The organism is Halomonas caseinilytica (genome assembly GCF_001662305.1).
Classification (GTDB): domain Bacteria; phylum Pseudomonadota; class Gammaproteobacteria; order Pseudomonadales; family Halomonadaceae; genus Halomonas; species Halomonas caseinilytica.
Genome location: NZ_BDEP01000015.1, coordinates 22995 through 39964 on the forward strand (window position 1 = coordinate 22995; position 16970 = coordinate 39964).

At 63.2% G+C, this 16970-nt stretch carries 14 protein-coding genes; 5 read left to right on the plus strand and 9 right to left on the minus strand.

The window, feature by feature from the left end; genetic code table 11:
- Positions 1 to 69: 69 nt before the first annotated feature.
- The 9 genes from A9O65_RS08900 to A9O65_RS08940 all read right to left on the minus strand — a co-directional run bounded on the left by A9O65_RS08900 (position 70) and on the right by A9O65_RS08940 (position 11560).
- On the minus strand, positions 70 to 1479 hold the full coding sequence (locus A9O65_RS08900) for a sigma-54-dependent transcriptional regulator (protein ID WP_064701912.1): 1410 nt from the start codon (positions 1477 to 1479) through the stop codon (positions 70 to 72).
- A complete protein-coding gene (locus A9O65_RS08905; protein WP_064701913.1) occupies positions 1476 to 2918 on the minus strand; it encodes a sensor histidine kinase in 1443 nt (480 codons plus the stop codon). The genes A9O65_RS08900 and A9O65_RS08905 overlap by 4 nt, the downstream gene beginning before the upstream one ends.
- 42 nt (positions 2919 to 2960) lie before the next feature.
- Entirely contained in the window at positions 2961 to 4103 is a 1143-nt protein-coding gene (locus A9O65_RS08910; protein WP_064701914.1) for a PQQ-dependent sugar dehydrogenase, read from the minus strand.
- A 75-nt stretch (positions 4104 to 4178) separates the two neighbouring features.
- On the minus strand, positions 4179 to 5054 hold the full coding sequence (locus A9O65_RS08915; protein WP_064701915.1) for an AEC family transporter: 876 nt from the start codon (positions 5052 to 5054) through the stop codon (positions 4179 to 4181).
- A 49-nt stretch (positions 5055 to 5103) separates the two neighbouring features.
- Positions 5104 to 7155, minus strand: a complete 2052-nt coding sequence (locus A9O65_RS08920) for an FUSC family protein (protein ID WP_064701916.1) — start codon at positions 7153 to 7155, stop codon at positions 5104 to 5106.
- A 6-nt stretch (positions 7156 to 7161) separates the two neighbouring features.
- Entirely contained in the window at positions 7162 to 8025 is an 864-nt protein-coding gene (locus tag A9O65_RS08925) for an efflux RND transporter periplasmic adaptor subunit (protein ID WP_064698597.1), read from the minus strand.
- Between the two features lie 5 nt (positions 8026 to 8030).
- The gene (locus A9O65_RS08930; RefSeq protein WP_064697903.1) at positions 8031 to 8249 is read right to left on the minus strand and encodes a DUF1656 domain-containing protein; all 219 of its coding nucleotides are present in this window, start codon (positions 8247 to 8249) and stop codon (positions 8031 to 8033) included.
- 140 nt (positions 8250 to 8389) lie between these two features.
- Positions 8390 to 9310, minus strand: coding sequence for a LysR family transcriptional regulator (locus A9O65_RS08935; protein ID WP_064701917.1), 921 nt, complete (start codon positions 9308 to 9310; stop codon positions 8390 to 8392).
- 201 nt (positions 9311 to 9511) lie between these two features.
- Positions 9512 to 11560 (minus strand): TonB-dependent receptor domain-containing protein, encoded by a 2049-nt coding sequence (locus A9O65_RS08940; protein WP_064701918.1) that lies wholly within the window; start codon positions 11558 to 11560, stop codon positions 9512 to 9514.
- A gap of 524 nt (positions 11561 to 12084) precedes the next feature.
- On the opposite strand from A9O65_RS08940, the gene A9O65_RS08945 reads away from it, so the two are divergent.
- The 5 genes from A9O65_RS08945 (at position 12085) to A9O65_RS08965 (ending at position 16901) form a co-directional block, all read left to right on the plus strand.
- Complete coding sequence (locus tag A9O65_RS08945; RefSeq protein WP_064701919.1) at positions 12085 to 12966, plus strand: ABC transporter substrate-binding protein; 882 nt, start codon at positions 12085 to 12087, stop codon at positions 12964 to 12966.
- Positions 12967 to 13042: 76 nt separating this feature from the next.
- Complete coding sequence (locus A9O65_RS08950; RefSeq protein WP_064697907.1) at positions 13043 to 13978, plus strand: ABC transporter substrate-binding protein; 936 nt, start codon at positions 13043 to 13045, stop codon at positions 13976 to 13978.
- A complete protein-coding gene (locus tag A9O65_RS08955; protein WP_064701920.1) occupies positions 13975 to 14982 on the plus strand; it encodes a FecCD family ABC transporter permease in 1008 nt (335 codons plus the stop codon). The genes A9O65_RS08950 and A9O65_RS08955 overlap by 4 nt, the downstream gene beginning before the upstream one ends.
- A gap of 22 nt (positions 14983 to 15004) precedes the next feature.
- Positions 15005 to 16105 (plus strand): FecCD family ABC transporter permease, encoded by a 1101-nt coding sequence (locus tag A9O65_RS08960; protein WP_064701921.1) that lies wholly within the window; start codon positions 15005 to 15007, stop codon positions 16103 to 16105.
- A 1-nt stretch (position 16106) separates the two neighbouring features.
- A complete protein-coding gene (locus A9O65_RS08965) occupies positions 16107 to 16901 on the plus strand; it encodes an ABC transporter ATP-binding protein (protein ID WP_064697910.1) in 795 nt (264 codons plus the stop codon).
- Positions 16902 to 16970: the final 69 nt, after the last annotated feature.

The window sequence follows — 16970 nt, forward strand, 5'->3', positions numbered from 1 at the left end:
GATAACTCCGGCAGTCTCATTGCAGACCTGCTAATGAAGGAAGGCTTCCACGAGTCAGTGGAAGCCTTCTCAATTCATGGAGTCGTCAACTTCCTCGAGGCGGCGATAGAGAGTGCGTCGTGCGATTCCCAGCAGGTCAGCCGTCCGCCGCTTGTTCCCACCAGTGGCGTCAAGCACTTTATGAATATAGCGCCTTTCCACTTCCTCAAGGCTTGGCCAGGTGCTGTGGCCGGAAGCGGTCATTGCTTCCTGGGTGTTCAGCGGTCGGGGGGAGTGTTCTGGGGTATGTCGGCGGATGCGTTCGGGAAGGTCATCATGGCGTAAAAGCCCTTCTTCGCTGAGGGTGACGGCCCGGATAATGGCATTTTCCAATTCACGAACATTGCCCGGATAATCGTATTCCAGCAAGGCCTGCAGCGCCATGGGTTCGATATGCTCGATCGATTTCTCCTGCTGCTCCGTATGCTTGTCAAGCAAGGACATGATGAGTCTCTCGACATCACCGTGGCGCTCACGTAACGGGGGAATGCGCAAGGAGAAGGTTTCAAGCCGGTAAAACAAGTCGCTGCGAAATCCCCCTGTCTGGATTTCATGCTCGAGATCACGGTGGGTAGCGGCGATGATACGGACATCGATACATTCTTCTTGTTCAGCACCAACAGGGCGAATCTTTTTTTCCTGCAGGGCGCGTAGGAGCTTGGCTTGCAGAGCCATTGGCATTTCACCGATTTCATCCAGAAATAGGCTGCCGTTTTGCGCGCTCTGAAAGAGCCCTTGTCGGGCCGTCTGCGCTCCGGTAAAGGCGCCTTTGACATGGCCGAAACATTCGCTCTCCATCAGCTCGGCTGGAATGCTGGCACAGTTGACTGCTACAAAAGGGCCGGCGTGGCGCTCGCTTTCGGCGTGCAATGCGCGGGCCATCAGTTCCTTGCCGGTACCGCTTTCACCGAGGATCAGCAAGGGAGCATCGCTGTCTGCCAAGCGTACGGCATTGCGAAAGAGCGAGCGCATGGGGGGACTGTTTCCAGTGAGGCCGTGGAAACTTTCCATGGGAGAGGCATGCTGCAAGCGATTCGCCAGTCGTTGGTGCTCCAGTATCCGGAAAACGGCGGCACGCAAGTTTTCCAGGTCCAGAGGTTTGGTCAGGAAATCATTGGCGCCGAGTTTCAGAGCGTCCACGGCCTGGTCGATAGTGCCGAAGGCCGTAATCATGATGAAACCGATGGCGTCATCATCATGTCGCAACTGCTCGAGCAAGGACATTCCGTCCATACCGGGAAGACGCACGTCACTGATGATCAACGAAACCTCTGTATGGCTGAGCTGGGCCAAGGCATGTTCGGCGCTATCGACGCCCAGGGTGGAATAACCGGCATCTTGCAACTCTTCGCACAGCAGATCCAGTATGGCTGCGTCATCTTCAACGACCATAATGGGCAGCGTGTCGACGTGTGGTCCCGCGGCCTCATGTTGACTCATGCGATAGTATCCTCGCGCGGTAGGGTTATTTCGAAGCCGGCGCCACCTAGCGTGCTATCAAAGACTCCGATGGTGCCTCCGTGATCGTTGACAATGCGGTGAACCATGGAGAGCCCCAAGCCACTGCCGAGACCAACCGGCTTGGTGGTAAAGAATGGGTCGAATACCCGGGTCTTGTCCGCTTCTGAGATGCCTTCACCATCATCTTCAATCCATAGCGTAAGTTCTGTGTTGTCGGTTCTGGCGCTTAGGCGAATGTGTGACACGCCAGCGGCCTGAGCGGCATTACGTAGAAGATTGGTAAAAACCTGGACGAGTTGCTGGCCATTGGCCAATAGAGCGGGGGGCGGAGAGGAAACGTCGATGTCCAGGCGAATGTCATGGCGTGCGAGATCTTCCTCGACCAGCGCTTGAGCCCCTTCGAACACTTCATCGAGCGTCACGGTGTCTTTCTCGACATTATGTCGACGGCCCAGGTCCATCAATTGCCGCACGATGAGGACGATACGCGAGACTTCGTCACGAATGCGTTCGATACGGCCTTGCTCATCCGCCCCGAGCTGCCCATGGCGCGAAAGACGCTGGGCTTGTCCCTCGATCACCGTAAGAGGCGTACCAATCTCGTGGGCGACGCCGGCGGCCAGTACACCCAGTTCGGCGAGCTTGCGTGACTTGCGCAAGCGTTTTTCCAGCTCGATTTCTTTCTGGCGGCGCGTTTCGATATCAGCGTCCTTCTCGGCCATGGCATCGAGCATGTCATTGAGTGCCAGGCCAAGACGTCGATATTCATCTGACCCGTGTACCGCGACTCGCTGGCTCCGATCCCCTGCGGCGACACGCTCCATGACCGTCAGTACCCTCGCCAGTGGGCGCTCGATGTGATGTCGGAACCCCCACCATATACTCAACACGATGCCGATCACGCCGATAATGAAAATGCTCAGTGCCATAAGACCGATGAAGTCGGCATAGTTCTCGATGCCCGTATTGAGCCGGTTGACCTGTAAAACGCCGATGACCTCGCCGGAGGGGGTTGTCAAGGGCTTCAGTGCCGAATAGTAGTTCCAGTCACCATCGTTACGGTAAGCCGTCTGAAGCTTGCCGCTCTGGGCAACCTCGCGAATGTTGTCAGGGGAGAACAGGGCCTCGCCAAGCCCAAGTCCGTACAGAGGATGCCCTTCGGTATCGAAGACGTGAGCACCGTAGATGCGATGGAAGGAGAATGCCGATTGCAAGGCATCCTCAAGAGCATTGGGTTCGGAACGGTCGATGGCGTAACCCAATGAAGCCCCTGTGGCTTGGGTGATGATCTGAACCTCGGTTTCCAGCTTGGACCGCAGGTTATCCTCCAGGGAGTAGATCGCTACTAGGCTGAATGCCATCAGAATGGCGAACAACGGCACGATGACCGTGATGAGTATCAGGTTGCGTAAACGCATCGGGTGTCCGGCGGCAGTTCTCGGGGAAAGAGCGGCATGCGCTCATTCGTCTCGCGTCAATCGATAAAGGTCCGCATCAGAGGCATCGTTGAGCAATAGGAGCGAACCATCCCGTGCTTGGTGGATATCGCGTACGCGACCGATCTCGCCGTCGAGAATCACTTCGCGCTCCGCTACGGTGTCATCTTCCAGGGAGAGCCGGATCAACTGCTCGCTGGCGAGTCCGCCTGCCATCAGGTTGCCGTGCCAGCCGGGGAAGACATCGCCGGTGATGTCGGTCAGCCCGGAGGGCGCGAAACGCCCCTCGAAGACATGCACCGGATCGCGCATGCCCGGGGCACTGTTCTTGCCGAGTGGTTGATTGGTGGCATAGTCGCGGCCCAAAGTGACTTCCGGCCAGCCGTAGTTCTCGCCTGCGACGAGCCGGTTGAGTTCATCGCCCGTGCGCGGGCCATGTTCCGTCGACCAGGGCGTGCCATCTTCGGCGGTGACCAGGCCCTGGGGATTGCGATGCCCCAGACTGAAGATCTCGTCATCGATCTGGGGGGCATCGATGAAGGGATTGTCAGCGGGTACCGTTCCCTCGGCGGTCAGGCGCAAGATGCTGCCGGCATGGTCACGGCCGTCCTGGGCGCGTTCAGGGTCGACACCGCGATCGCCGATGCTCATCAGCAGGGTGCCGTCGTCGAGCCAGGCCAGCCGCGAGCCATAGTGGCGCCCTGGTGTCGAAAAACGGTCCTGGGTGAAGAGACGTTCGATGTTCTCGAGGTGCCCCTCCGCAAGCCGGGCGCGGGAGAGGCTGGTGGCGGTGCCGTCATCACCGGTTCGACTCCAGGTGAAATAGACCCAGTCGTGTTCGCCGTCGCCGTACTGGGGATGCAGCACGATATCGAGCAGGCCGCCCTGGCCGTTGTCCGATACCTCGGGTAGCTTCTCGAGTCGTGAGATACCACCGTCAGCGTTGACCAATGCCAAGCGTCCCGCACGTTCGCTGATCAGATAGCGGCCATCCGGGAGTTCGACCACCGCCCAGGGAGTCTCCAGGCCCGACGCGATACGCTCCAGGCGCAATTCATGGTGTAGGGTTGTCAGGCGCTCGACACGGGTGTCGTCGGCCTGTGCTGGACCGATGGCCAGTACCATCATGCCCAGCAACATGGCAGGCGATAGGGACGTGCGGTGCATTCGATCCTCCTCGGTGCGAGTGCTCGCTCGGCATAGAGACCGCCGGGAAGATCCCTTGTTCCTCGTATCGGTTTGCTACATCAAAATAGCGAGCAAGATAGGCAGATAGATCAGCGACAGCAGTGTCGAGCAGAACACCAGGCTGGCCACGTATTCCGGCTCACGCTGGGAGCGTTGGGCGAACAGATAGTTGAACACCGCCACCGGCATGCTCATCTGCAGGATCAGGATGCCGTGCGCCATGGGCGGTAGTGCCAGCAGGCTACCGATGCTCCAGGCTGCCAGGGCGGCCAACGGGATGCGGAGCAGGCTGAAGCCGATGCCCGAGCGCAGGCTGCGGACTTGAATGCTGGCCAACGAAACGCCCAGGGTGATCAGCATCAAGGGGACGGTGAAGCCGGAGATCAAGTCGACACTGTTGTCCAGCCAGAGCGGCAGCTCGGTGTCGGTGAGCAACAAGGTCAAGGCGATCAGGATGGCGTAGACGGTCGGAGTCTTGGCCAGCGACTTAAGTGGGTTGCCGCGGCTGGCAAGCATCGTGCCCAGGGTGAACTGGAACAGCGACACGGTGACCATCACGGTGATGCCAAAGACGAAGCCTGCTTCGCCGAAGGCGTAGAGCACCACCGGCAGCCCCATGTTGCCGGTATTGGGATACATCGACGGGGCTAGAATGACGCGCCAGTCCTTGCGCAACAGGCGCGCCAGGACGAAGGCCACGCCGGCCATGCTCACGATCACCAGGGCCGCGGCCAGCATGGTGCGTCCGAAGCTGCTGGCATCGATATCGGCGCCGGAGAGCGAGGCGATGACCAAAGCCGGCGTGCCGATGTTGAAGACAAGGCGAGTCACGAAGGCGACGGGATAGTCGTGGCCGAGGCGAATCCAGGTGAAACCGAGACCGGCTCCGGCCAGCACGGGCGCCATCACGGCGAAGAGTTCGGCGAACAAGGGTCATCCTCCATGCAGCGGGATGTCGGACTAGGGCGTACGTCAGCCATCAGGCCGGGCCGGCCAGTGCCGAGTGCGGCGTGCGCGAGTCGCGGGCCCGCTCGGCCTGGCGTTGCAGCGACAGATCCAGTCGTTCCACCAGCCCAGCGAGCAAGGCGCGGCGTCGCTCGCTGAGCGACGGCTGGTCGTGCAACGCATCGATCAGGGCATCGCCCGCTCGGCGTACGTCATCGGAGGCATGGCCCTTGGCGCTGGCGGCATAGGCCTGGGCCAGCGCGGCAAAGAAATCCCGTTGCGCGCGACGCAGGTTCGACCCGGTCAGGTCGTCGAGCCGGCGACGTAGCTGCAGGCAGGCGTAACCGATATCCAGGCCCGTCAATCCCAGGGTGAACAGGTGCCGCTGATCCTCGGGCAGCATGTCGTCGTGCTTGGCCAGATGCAGCAGGCGATCGGCCATGCTGCCGATGAAGCGGGTTTCCGCCTCGTGGATGGGGCGATTCGGCAGGTGCCTGAGGTCGCGGACGATGGCGCCGACCAGACGCTTCTTGCGCAGGGTGGGCCCGAAACCGGGAATCAGCCGGAAGCCGCTCACCACCGTGGCCAGCCCGATCATCACGGCGATGGCCCGATTGATGAAGCTGTCGAAGGAAAAGTCCATGCCGTTGCCGGGCATGGTCAGCAGGATATTGCCGATGGTGAAAGCCAGGCAGTAGCCCATCAGGCGTGGATTGGCCGCGCCCAGCAGCCCCAGAAAAAGGGGCGGGAGAAAGATCATTGCCAGCATCGGGAAGCCGCTGGCCTGGGCGAGCAGCACATGGCCGAACAGGAAGGCGCTGGGGATGGCGGCCAGCATGCCCTTGGCGAACATCATGCAGACCATGACGGGGTTGTCGCGACTGGCGAAGAAGGCCGAGAACAACGTGCCCAGCAGCATGGCCACCTGACCGTTGTTCCAGGCAGTGGCTATCCAGAAGCTGGCGAGGGTGGCGAAGATGATACCGGCGCGCACGGCATTCAGTCCCGCAGCCAGGTGATCGCGGTGCCAGGCCAGGGCCGCGCCGCGCAGGCGCTTGCGACCGGGGTGGGAAATGGCGTCGCGGGCATCGAGCATCACCAGGGCGTGGCCGAGCGCCTCGCGTAGCCCGATGATGACCCTTAGCTGCAAGGGTGAGGCGTTCTCGTCGGGGCATTCCAGGACGCGATGGCGCAGTTCATGCAGGCGACGGTGGGCCTGGCCGACGCCGCTGGCCTCGGCGGACAGGCGAAACCCCTCGGCAATCTCGTCGGCCAGGGTGTGGATGGCAGGGTCGAGCCGGTCGCCATAGTGATGCAGCAGTTGCTGCAGGGCGTGCAGGGTTGCCATCAGACGCAGGGTGTGTCGTGTCAGCACATGGCTGGCGCGGATGCGTCCTGTTCCTTCGGGATCCTCGTAGCGTGCGGCCTGGCTGTCGATCTCGAGTTGCGTGAGTGGCTCCAGGCTGCCGGTGAGGGTGGTCTGCAACTCACCGAGATCGGAGGAGTCCGTCAGGCGTCGGGCGGCGTGCTGGAAGGCCTGGTTGACAACCTCGTCGGCCTGCTGCCCGAGGTGATCGCGGACCTTGATTGGCCATAGCAATGAGCTGACCAGGGTGGCGCAGAGGGCGCCCAGTGCCAGTTCGGAGAGCCGCGCGACGGCGATGCCGAAGATGCCGCTAGGCTGGGAGGCACCGATGACCACGATCAGCATGGCCGTGACGGCACCCATGATGCAGCCATAAGAGGCATTGTTGCGCAGCAGGGAGCTGCCATAGGTGCACAGCATGATCCATAGCGTCAGGACCACCAGGGCGGGGACCGGGGCCTGGACGAAGAGCCCCATGATGACGATGCCGGCGGCGCAGCCGAGCACCGTGCCGATGATCTGGCTCAGTCCCTTCTCGACCACCATGCCGCTCATCGGACGAATCTGCAGGAAGGCCGCCGAGATCAATGCCCAGTAGGGGCGTTCCAGGTCGCACCACAGTGCGATGTACAGTGCCAGCAGCATGGCCAGGGTCGCCTTGACGGCGAACTTGACGGCCTGGGAACTGGGGGTCAGGTAGGCTTGCAGCCAGGGCGACATGCGCCGTTACTCCGCGTTCTCGATGATGCGTACGGTGGCCGTCATGCCGGCGCTGAGGGTGACGTCCTCGGGAACCTCGTCGAGCTCGATGCGCACCGGGATGCGCTGGGCGAGCCGTACCCAACTGAAGGTGGGCTGTACCTGGGGAAGCAATTGATTGTTGGTCGAAGTGTTGCTGTCGGCAATGCCGCGCCCGATGCTGGCGACATGGCCGTCCAGTTCGATGTCGCCACTCATCAGGGTGATCCGGGCTGGATCGCCGACCTGGATGTGGGGTGTCTTGGTTTCCTCGAAATAGCCGGTGACATAGAAGGAATCCGCCTTGACCAGCGCCATTACCGGATTGCCGGCATTGACGTAATTGCCCTCGGCAAGCTGCAGGTTGAGAACGTGCCCATCGGCAGGAGCCTGCACGGTCGTGCGTTCCAGGTCGATCTGTGCGCTGTGCAGTGCACTCTGCGCCTGTCCCAGTTGCGCGGCGGCGACGCGGCTGTTGATCTGTGCCGTTTCCTGGCTTTCGGCGCTGATCGCCTGACGGCTCAAGTGGCTACGGCGCGAGGCCTCGTGTTGGCTCAGCTCCAGTTCGGCTTTTCGCTGCTGGACCATGGCCTGGGCCTTTTCCTGGGCTGCCTGATAGCGGGTATCGTCGATGCGGAACAGTATCTCGCCCTTGGCCACGGTCTGATTGTCACTGATCGGCAGCGCGACGACGCGACCCGACACGTCCGGGGCGATGGTCACGACATCGGCGCGGACCCGGCCATCGCGGGTCCAGGGCGTGTAGAGATAGTAGTGCCAGAGCCAGAAGCCGGCAGCGATGGCCACGGCGACGATGATCAGGGTGACGAGGCTGCGGAGGAAGGTGCGCATCATGTTCAGAGGGTCCCCACGGCGGCTGAAGACAGGTAGGCGATGGCTGCGGTGCAGATGACAAACAGGGCGGTGTCGAACCATGCCTCGAACCAGAGTCGTGTCGAGCCGACCAGGCGGTGCAGGATGGACCGAATCAGTAGTGCGCAGACCAGCCCCAGCAGGGCGTAAATCAGCATGGGAGACAGGTAGATCCCTCCCGCGGCGATTTCGCGAAGGCCCATGGTTGTCCCTGTTCAGTCGCTAGCGAAGTGCCTCATGGTAGCAATTTTCGGCGTCCCGGGCACGACAGGCCCCTCATCGGGTCCTCGATGCGGATAGTGTCCGGTCTCACTTGGCAGCAGTATCGGGAGGGATGAGCGCGTCAGCAAGCGTGCCCTCGGGGACTGTGTTGCCATTCGGTCGGACAGGCGCCGCGCAGAAATTCGAGCAATGCCGATATCTTGCGTGGCTGGTGGCCGTGGGCATAGAGCAGGTTGACGGGAGTGGGCGGAATCTGCCAGTCGGGCAGACAGCGTTCGAGCTGACCGGGATGGGCCGCATTACGTCGTTCGGCCATCCAGTTGGGCATCACGCCGAGCCCTTGCCCGCGCGCGATGGCATCGGATTGCAGCACCAGACGATTGACCCGCAGCCGCGATCCAGGCGGACGTATATCGGCCTGGCCCTGGTGTGGATGACGTAATATCAGGCCGTGCTCGGCCTCGCCGAGCAGGTCGATCCAGTCATAGCGTTCCAGTTCATGGGGATGTGTCGGGCGACCATGCCTGGCCAGATAATCGGGATGTGCATACAGCCCGCATGACAACAGCGCCAGTGTCTCCTGGCGCAGGCCGACCTCGCCGGTCTCGCCGAACCAGACCACGACCGACTGCGGTTCCAGGCGTTCGGGCAGGTTCTCGCGAATCATCAGGCTGACATGCACGCCGGGGTAGCGTTTCATGAACGTCTCGATGGCCTGGGCAATCCAGGAACGCCCGAGGGCATCGTGCACCTCGAGGGTCAAGCTACCGCTGATCTCTTCGCGCAGCTCTTCCAGTGCCTTATGCCCCTGGTCGGTCAGGTCGAGAATGCGCAGGCAATAGTCATGGAAAACACGGCCCGCTTCGGTGGGCAGCAACCGGTTGGATTGGCGGCGCATCAGCGGCTGGCCGAGCCGGGTCTCCAACTGCTGGATACGGCGACTCAAGGTCGATTTCGCCACGCCCAGCCGGCGTGCGCTGAGTGTCAGGCTGCCGCTGTCCATGACGTCGGCGAAGGCGACCAGTTCATCGGCATCGTGCATGGTGCTAGGCCCCGGCAACAGTAGATAGCAGGCTATTGTGCCAGATCATCATGCAGATAAAAATCATTGCTTTTTGTATTCGTCCTTGAGGTTGCAGGCCGGGAACCGGACACAAAAAACCCCGGCCTAAGCCGGGGAACAAGGGATCGAAACACGTCGTGCTAGTCAGGAATGCCGAGTGCCCTCGGCGACGGCGTGGTCTCAGAAATCCACGGTCAGTCCGAGGTTGACCTGGCGGCCGTCCAGCACCACGCCATAGTCGTCGCTGGTCACTTCCTTGTCGGCGATGTTGTATATGCCGGCCTTCACGCGGGCATTCTCGTTGAGGTCATAGACCAGCCCGGTGTCGATGAAGCCATAGCCTGGTGTGCCATCGCTCATGCTGTTGCGGCTCAGGTAGTCGCTGGTCTCGCCGCGATAGTTGCCCTGCACCCAGAGGTCGAGGCGTTCGCTGGCCTTCCAGTCAAGCGCGACATTGACCATGTGCTCGGGCGTCTTGTTCAGCGGCTCTCCCTTGAATTCGCCGCTCTTCTGCTCGGAGTCGGTGTAGGTGTAGCTGGAGCTCAGCCCCAGGCGCGGCGTGATGTCGTAGTCCAGCGTCAACTCCATGCCCTGCATCTCGGCTTTTGCGATATTGCGGTAAGTGCTGACGAAGTAGTAGTCGGTGCCGGCGTAGTTGCACTCGCGGTACGAGGGGTCGGAGAAGCCTTCGCTGGGCCCCTGGCAAAGCCTTTCCTCGGAGATCTTGTCATCGAACTGGGTGTGGAAGAGCATCGCGCTGGCGGTGAGATCGCTCTGCGCGCTATCGAACACGAAGCCCAGCTCATAGTTGGTGCTGGTCTCCGGGTCCAGCTCCTCGTTGCCGATGATCACGGCGCTACCGCGACCGGTCGGTCGCCCGAACCCTTCGGTGGCGGCTGCCAGGCCAGGTTGCTTGTAGCCAGTGGAGACGCCTCCCTTGAAGGTCCACTGCGGATCGAGATGGTAGTTGGCATAGACGCGCGGCGAGAAGTGGCCGCCGAACTTTTCGTCGTCGTCGTAACGCAGACCAGTGGTCACGTTGAGGTCGTCGGTGACGCTCCATTCCATCTCGACGAACAGTGCCCCGATCCAGCGGTCGACGCTGTTCACGGCGCCGGGCACATTGGCGTCCAGCAGGCCGTTGGTATCGTCGGTGAAGTCCTCCAGCTTGTACTGACCGCCGAAGGTCAGCATGTGGTCGCCCCAGAAGTAGGTGGTCTGGTTATTGAAGGTCGTGACTTCCTCGCGCTTCTCGTCGCTTGTGTCCAGAACGCGTTCGGAAACATCGTGGCGCAGGTAGGTGTCGGTCAGAAAGGCGCCGTAGCTGCCCTTGTGGCCGATCGTGTAGACGTCCTTGTCGTAGCGAGTGGTGTTCGAGGTGTTGGGATTGCCGCGATAATCGAGCAGGCCGATGCTCTTGCCCGGCGTATGGGTGTATTCCTTGGTCGACGAGGTGTAGCCCAGGGTGTACTCATTCTGGCTGTCGGGGGTCAGGGTGAATTCTGCGCCACCCTGGCGGGTATCGCTGTCGGGCGTGCTCTCGGCGTTGTCGTCCCCGCCGATGAAGTCGCTTTCTTCGGTGCCGATCCAGCTGCCATGCACCCTGACGCCCAGCAATCCCTCGATCAGCGGGCCGCCGGTGACGAAACTGACCTGCTGGCCATCGTTGTTGATGTCGTTGAGGGAGTGGGTGTACTCCGTGGTCACCGAGCCCGACCACTCATCCGTGGTCTTTTTGGTGATGATGTTGATGACCCCGCCCATGGCACTGGAACCATACAGCGAAGACATGGGGCCGCGAATCACCTCGACGCGATCGATCATCGAGATCGGGGGCAGGCCGATCTGCTTGCCGCCGTCGGTGCCGTTGGTGTTGACCGAGCGTCCGTCGGAGATCGGGCGACCGTCGACCAGATAGAGTGTGTAGCTGCTGTCCATGCCCCGGATGCTGATGTCCTTGGAGCCACCCCCGCCTGTGACATAGACGCCGGGGATGTTGTCCATCGCATCGGTGATGTCGGAGTAGGATTGCTTGTTCAACTCCTCGCCGCTGATGACCGAGATACTGGCCGGCGCATCGGAAAGTACCTGTTCATAGCCGGACGCCGTGACCACGACCGGTTCCAGCTCGGCGGCCTCGTCGGCCAGTGCCGAACCGCTGGCACAGGCGGTGGCGATGCCGAGAGCCAATGCCGTGCGGGTGAAGGGAAGGGGAGATGAATCCTGCATGTTCCTTTTGCTCCTTGCTCTGAGGAAACACTGCGTGAGCGCCTGGGCGAGTCAGTCGTTGTCGTATGACGCCAGCCCGGGGAATACCCGGAGAGTCCGTTCTGTAGAGGGACCCAAGACGCGCCAGGCGAGGCCGTGCACGGCGCTGCGATGGCCGCGGAAGGCTCGCTTGATCTGTTGTCATGCCCGGCTTTGGTTCAAAAACGCCTTGCGCCTTTCGACGCGCGGCCATCTCTTCAGCATTTCCCCGAAATGTGTGATGGGGGAGAGATCCGATTGCGTTGTTCTGATGGGCCGCCACGTGGGGCGGGATTGCATCGGGCAAAAACGATAAGGATTCTCATTTGCTTTGGGAAGTGCTATTCATGGAATATGTCGTTGCGTGGATGACAACTGCATACGGGAAGGATCCACCGTCTTGAGTTGCGTTGACTGCAACTCAGCGTTGCGCTCAACGAGGCGCCCGGCATGGTAATGTTCGGCTCTTCATAGGATTGATTCGCATTATTTTCCAGGAGTTTTCGATGAGAGGTTCCGGATGGACTCTGCCTGCGGCTGCGCTGCTGGTATCGACGTTGCCCCTGGCGGCTCAGGCGGATTCGACTGCGGCCGATGAGGGGCCGTCTCTGGTCAGCTTCGACTGGGGAGCCGCGGACACCCTGGAAGCCCTGGGGCTCGAGTCGCATCTCGTCGGCCTGCCGCATCAGGCCGCGCCGGGCTATATGGTGCACCTGCTGGAAGGGCGAGCCGACGTGGGCGGACTCAAGTTGCCGGATCTCGATGCCATCGAGGCGCTTTCGCCCGGCCTGATTCTGATCACCGGGCGCCAGTCGGCCGTGCAGGAAGACCTGCAAGCCGTGGCCGAGACGCGTGACGTCACTCTCGCCGAGGGCGACTACCTGGAGGCGTTGAGCGACAAAGTGAAGGGCCTGGCCGCGCTGTATGGCGCCGAGGTCCAGGCGGAAGAACGGCTCGAGGCGCTGCATGCCGATATCGAGTCGGCACGCGAGAGCCTGGCCGACGCCGTCGATGCCGTGGTGGTCACGCACAACGATGGTCACTACTCCCTGCGCCAGGAACCCGTGGTCAGCGAGCTGTTGCAGATCGACCAGCCAGAGGTTCCGGAGAGCGTCGAACCCGTCAGCCATGGCAGCCGCACCTTCTATCCGGTGACGCCGGATGTGCTGGCCGAGATGTCGCCGGATGTGGTCTTCGTCGTCGACCGCAGCGCGGCCATCGGGGGGACGCCGCTCGAGGCCTCGACCTTGCAGGAGGGCTTGGCCCGTGCCGGCGCCGAAGCCACCCGCGTCGAAGTGCTGTCCCCGGGACTCTGGTATCTCTCCGGTGATGGTTTGCAGAGCGTGCGGGCCCAGATGGACGAGATTACCCAGGCACTGACGCCCTGACACGAGAACCTCGAGATCAACCAACACCGGAGCCGTCTTGCCGTCTCGGCAGTGCCCGGTGAGATGAGGAGACGCCATGCTCTTTTCTCTGCGCAAGACTTCCCCCCTGATGGGGGCCTGCCTGGCCACGGTGCTGGCCTTGGCCACTGGTTCGGCTCAGGCCAGAACCCTCGATACCGCCCATGGCGAGGTTGAGGTCGACGGCCAGCCATCGCGTGTCGTCACGCTCTATGAAGGCGCGCTGGATGCCGCCCTGGCGGCTGGCGTCACGCCGCTGGCGGCGGTGGCCACGCGGGGTGGCCAGGGTGTTGCCGGCTACCTGAGTGATCGGGTGCCGGACATCGCCATGGTCGGCACCAGTCGGGAGCTCAACCTCGAGGCGATCGCCGCCCAGAACCCGGATCTGATCCTTGCCTCGCCCTATCTGAGCGATGAACAGTACGCGCTGGTGTCGCAGCTGGCACCCACCGTGGTGCCCGAGAGCGAAGGCTTCACGCCGAATGGCTGGAAAAACGAGGCGCGCCTGTATGGTGAAGCGCTGGGTCACGCCGAAGAGGTAGAAGAGGCCATCGAGGCCGTGGAAACTCGCGCCGCCGATCTCGCCGAGCGTCTGGATAGCCAAGGCACGACCACGTCGCTGGTGCGCTGGATGCCACAAGGGCCGCTGGTGATGTCGACCGAGCTGTTCTCCACCGGCCTGCTCGAAGCGACCGGTTTCGATGTCACCGACGCTGATCTGGTCAAGGAGGGGCGGCCCCATAGTGATCCGCTGAGCCTGGAGAACCTGGGCGAGGTCGATACGGATCTGCTGTTCATGGCCACGCTCAATGAAGATGGGCGTGAAGCACTGGATGCCGCGCGCCAGTCGCCGGCCTTCTCGCGGCTCGAGGTGGCCAAGCGCGATCAGGTGATTCCGGTGGATGGTCAGCTCTGGACCAGTGCTTCCGGCCCCCTGGCCGCTCAGGCCGTGCTCGATGATATCGAGACGGCGCTGTCGTCCGACGAACGATGATTGCAAGCGCCGAACGCAGGCGTCTGGCCGGCCAGGGGTTGACCCTGGCCGGCTTGCTGTTGCTGGCCTGTCTGGCCAGCTTGCTATGGGGAGCCGGAGATGTCGGGGCGGAGCGCGCCCTGGCCGTGCTGGCGGGACACGGTGACGAGGAAGCGCGTTTCGTGGTCGGAACCCTGCGCGGTTCGCGTACCCTGGTCGGCCTGGCCGTGGGTATGGCGCTGGGCGTGGCCGGCGCGCTCCTGCAGGCGGTATCGCGCAACCCGCTGGCCGAGCCGGGGTTACTGGGTGTCAGCGCTGGGGCGGCCTTCGCGGTGGCCATTGCCCTGTTGCTGGGCACTTCGGCGGCCACGCTGCGAGTCGGTGTGGCACAACTTGGCGCCTTGCTGGGGTGTCTCTGCGTGCTGGGCGTGGCGCGCTTTCGCGGCCTCGGCAACGATCCGGTGCGCCTGGTCCTGGCTGGCGCGGCTTTCACGGGGCTGCTGTCGGCGCTGACCACTCTGCTGTTGCTGTTCGATCAACGTGCTGCCGACGAGATACGCTTCTGGGTGGTCGGCAGTTTGTCCGGCCGGCGGCTGGAGGATCTGCTGGCAGTACTGCCGAGCCTCGCCGTGGCGGCTGCCATCACCCTGGTCATCGCTCGCCCCCTGGCGGCGTTGGCGCTGGGCGAACGACTCGCCGCCGGGCTTGGTCATCATCCCGGTCGGGTTCGTTTGCTAGTGATCCTGGTGGTGGCGCTGCTGGTGGGCGGTGCGACCGCCATCGCCGGCCCCATCGCCTTTGTCGGCCTGGTCGTTCCTTTCGCGGCGCGGGCCCTGGCCGGGCCGGACATCCGCCGCAGCCTCTGGCTGTGCCTGTTGCTGGGGCCTTTGATGGTGATCATCGCCGATGTCATCTCGCGACGCCTGGTGGCGCCCTCGGAGCTGCCGCTCGGTGTGCTGACCGCGCTGTGTGGCGCACCGGTGCTGATCGCCGTGGTGAGACGTCGGCGACTTCCGATGCTGTAATTGCCAATGCTATAGGGAACGCATGAGTCTGCTGGTTCAATCGTCATCGTCCCGGTTGGGGCGGACCAGGCCCGAGGATGCCGTTGCGTCGCCCCGGGGGACCCGACGCCTGGCCTGGAGAGGGCTCAGCATTCTGCTGGACCGACGAACCCTGAGGGCCAATCTGTTGTTGCTGGCCTTGGTGCTGGCAGCGTCGCTGGCGTATCTCTGCCTTGGCGAGCAGATACTCTCGCCGGCTGACGTGCTGGCCGCCTTGCAGGGCACCGGGGATGACCTGTCGACCTTCGTGGTCGACGCGCTGCGCCTGCCGCGCCTCGGGGCGGCGCTCGCGACCGGTGCTGCTTTCGCCCTGGCGGGTTGTCTGATGCAGACCCTGGCCGCCAATCGCCTGGCCACACCGGGCATCATCGGCATCGACAATGGGGCCACGGCGTTCGCCGTGGCTTCAGTGGTGGGGCTTGGTGTCGGCCTGGCGCCGCCGGCCATGGCGCTGGCCGGTGCCGCTACCGCCACGGCGCTGACTTTCGGGCTGGCGCTCGGGGGCGGAACGCAGGGCTACCGGTTCATCGTCGCCGGCATCGGGGTGGGGGCGGTGTTCGGTGCCCTGACCAATCTGTTGCTGGCGCGGGTTGCCATCGATGTGGCCAATGCCGCCTATCCCTGGACGGTGGGGTCGCTGAGCGCCCGGCCTGCAGGTGCGGTCTGGACCCTGGCCGTCGGCCTGGCGATCGGCTTGCCGGTGGCGATGGCCCTGGGCCGTTCCCTGAGCCTGATGGGCTTTTCCGAGTCCGTGGCGCGTAGCCTGGGCACGCGCTTGGGACGCCGCCGTGCCCAGGTGTTGAGTACCTCGGTCGTGCTGACGGGGCTGGCCGTGGCCGTGGCAGGGCCTGTGGGGATGGTGGGCCTGCTCGGTCCGGAGCTGGCCCGGCACCTGGCCTCGAAGCGCAGCGTGCCGGTGCTGGCATCGGCGCTGTCCGGCGCCCTGATCATGGTGCTGGCCGATCTCGCCGGCCGCCTGATGCTGTCGCCACTCGAGATTCCGGTGGGTATCGTCACCGCTGTGGTTGGCGGCCCCTGGCTGTTGTGGATCCTGATTCGTCCCCGTTCACATGGAGTCGCTTGAGATGAATGTCGCCGCTTGTTCCCTTGAAGCGCGGGAACTGACGCTCGCCCATGATCGAACGCCGGTCGTCGTCGATCTGGACGTGCGCCTGCCGGCCGGCCAGGTGACCGCCATCGTCGGACCGAACGGGTGCGGCAAGTCGACCCTGCTGGCGGGGCTGGCGCGTTTGCATTCGCCGCAGAGTGGCCATGTGCTGCTCGATGGCAATGACATCGTCCGGCTGCCAGCCCGGGAGCTGGCCCGGCGGCTGGCGTTGCTGCCCCAGGAGGCCCGGGCACCGGAAGGGCTGACCGTTGCCGAGCTGATCGGTTTTGGCCGCCAGCCGCACCAGAGCTGGTTGCGTCAGTGGTCGGCGGAAGACCGGCGGGTGGTGGACGAGGCGCTGGCGGCGGCGGACCTGCATGCGCTGGCCGATCGTCCGCTGGAGTCGCTTTCCGGCGGGCAGCGCCAGCGCGCCTGGATCGCCATGATCATCGCTCAGCAGACATCGCTGTTGCTGCTCGACGAGCCCACCTCGGCGCTGGACCTGGGGCATCAACTGGAGGTCTTCGAACTGGTGCGGCACTTGGCCGATGAGGGGCGAACCCTGGCGATGGTGCTGCACGATCTGCCCATTGCCTGTCGTTATGCCGATCATCTGGTGGCGATGCGTGAGGGCAGGGTAGTGGCGGCAGGCCCGCCGGGGGAGGTGGTCACGCGGGAGCTGGTACGCGAGCTCTACGGCGTAGACTGCGTTCTGATGCATGACCCGCAGAGCGGGGCGCCGATATTGACGGGATTGCGCCGGATTCGCTGAGGGCAACACGGCTCTGCGGCCCGTCCAAAGACGGTTCAAATGCGCTCTTGGCGATGTTATGCACGGTGC

Excerpts from the sequence above, each read along its gene's own strand:
- A9O65_RS08940 (WP_064701918.1), bottom strand. The coding sequence starts at position 11,560 with ATGCAGGATTCATCTCCCCTTCCCTTCACCCGCACGGCATTGGCTCTC.
- A9O65_RS08945 (WP_064701919.1), top strand. The coding sequence starts at position 12,085 with ATGAGAGGTTCCGGATGGACTCTGCCTGCGGCTGCGCTGCTGGTATCG.
- A9O65_RS08935 (WP_064701917.1), bottom strand. The coding sequence starts at position 9,310 with ATGCACGATGCCGATGAACTGGTCGCCTTCGCCGACGTCATGGACAGC.
- A9O65_RS08910 (WP_064701914.1), bottom strand. The coding sequence starts at position 4,103 with ATGCACCGCACGTCCCTATCGCCTGCCATGTTGCTGGGCATGATGGTA.
- A9O65_RS08925 (WP_064698597.1), bottom strand. The coding sequence starts at position 8,025 with ATGCGCACCTTCCTCCGCAGCCTCGTCACCCTGATCATCGTCGCCGTG.
- A9O65_RS08955 (WP_064701920.1), top strand. The coding sequence starts at position 13,975 with ATGATTGCAAGCGCCGAACGCAGGCGTCTGGCCGGCCAGGGGTTGACC.
- A9O65_RS08960 (WP_064701921.1), top strand. The coding sequence starts at position 15,005 with ATGAGTCTGCTGGTTCAATCGTCATCGTCCCGGTTGGGGCGGACCAGG.
- A9O65_RS08920 (WP_064701916.1), bottom strand. The coding sequence starts at position 7,155 with ATGTCGCCCTGGCTGCAAGCCTACCTGACCCCCAGTTCCCAGGCCGTC.
- A9O65_RS08965 (WP_064697910.1), top strand. The coding sequence starts at position 16,107 with ATGAATGTCGCCGCTTGTTCCCTTGAAGCGCGGGAACTGACGCTCGCC.
- A9O65_RS08950 (WP_064697907.1), top strand. The coding sequence starts at position 13,043 with ATGCTCTTTTCTCTGCGCAAGACTTCCCCCCTGATGGGGGCCTGCCTG.
- A9O65_RS08905 (WP_064701913.1), bottom strand. The coding sequence starts at position 2,918 with ATGCGTTTACGCAACCTGATACTCATCACGGTCATCGTGCCGTTGTTC.
- A9O65_RS08930 (WP_064697903.1), bottom strand. The coding sequence starts at position 8,249 with ATGGGCCTTCGCGAAATCGCCGCGGGAGGGATCTACCTGTCTCCCATG.
- A9O65_RS08900 (WP_064701912.1), bottom strand. The coding sequence starts at position 1,479 with ATGAGTCAACATGAGGCCGCGGGACCACACGTCGACACGCTGCCCATT.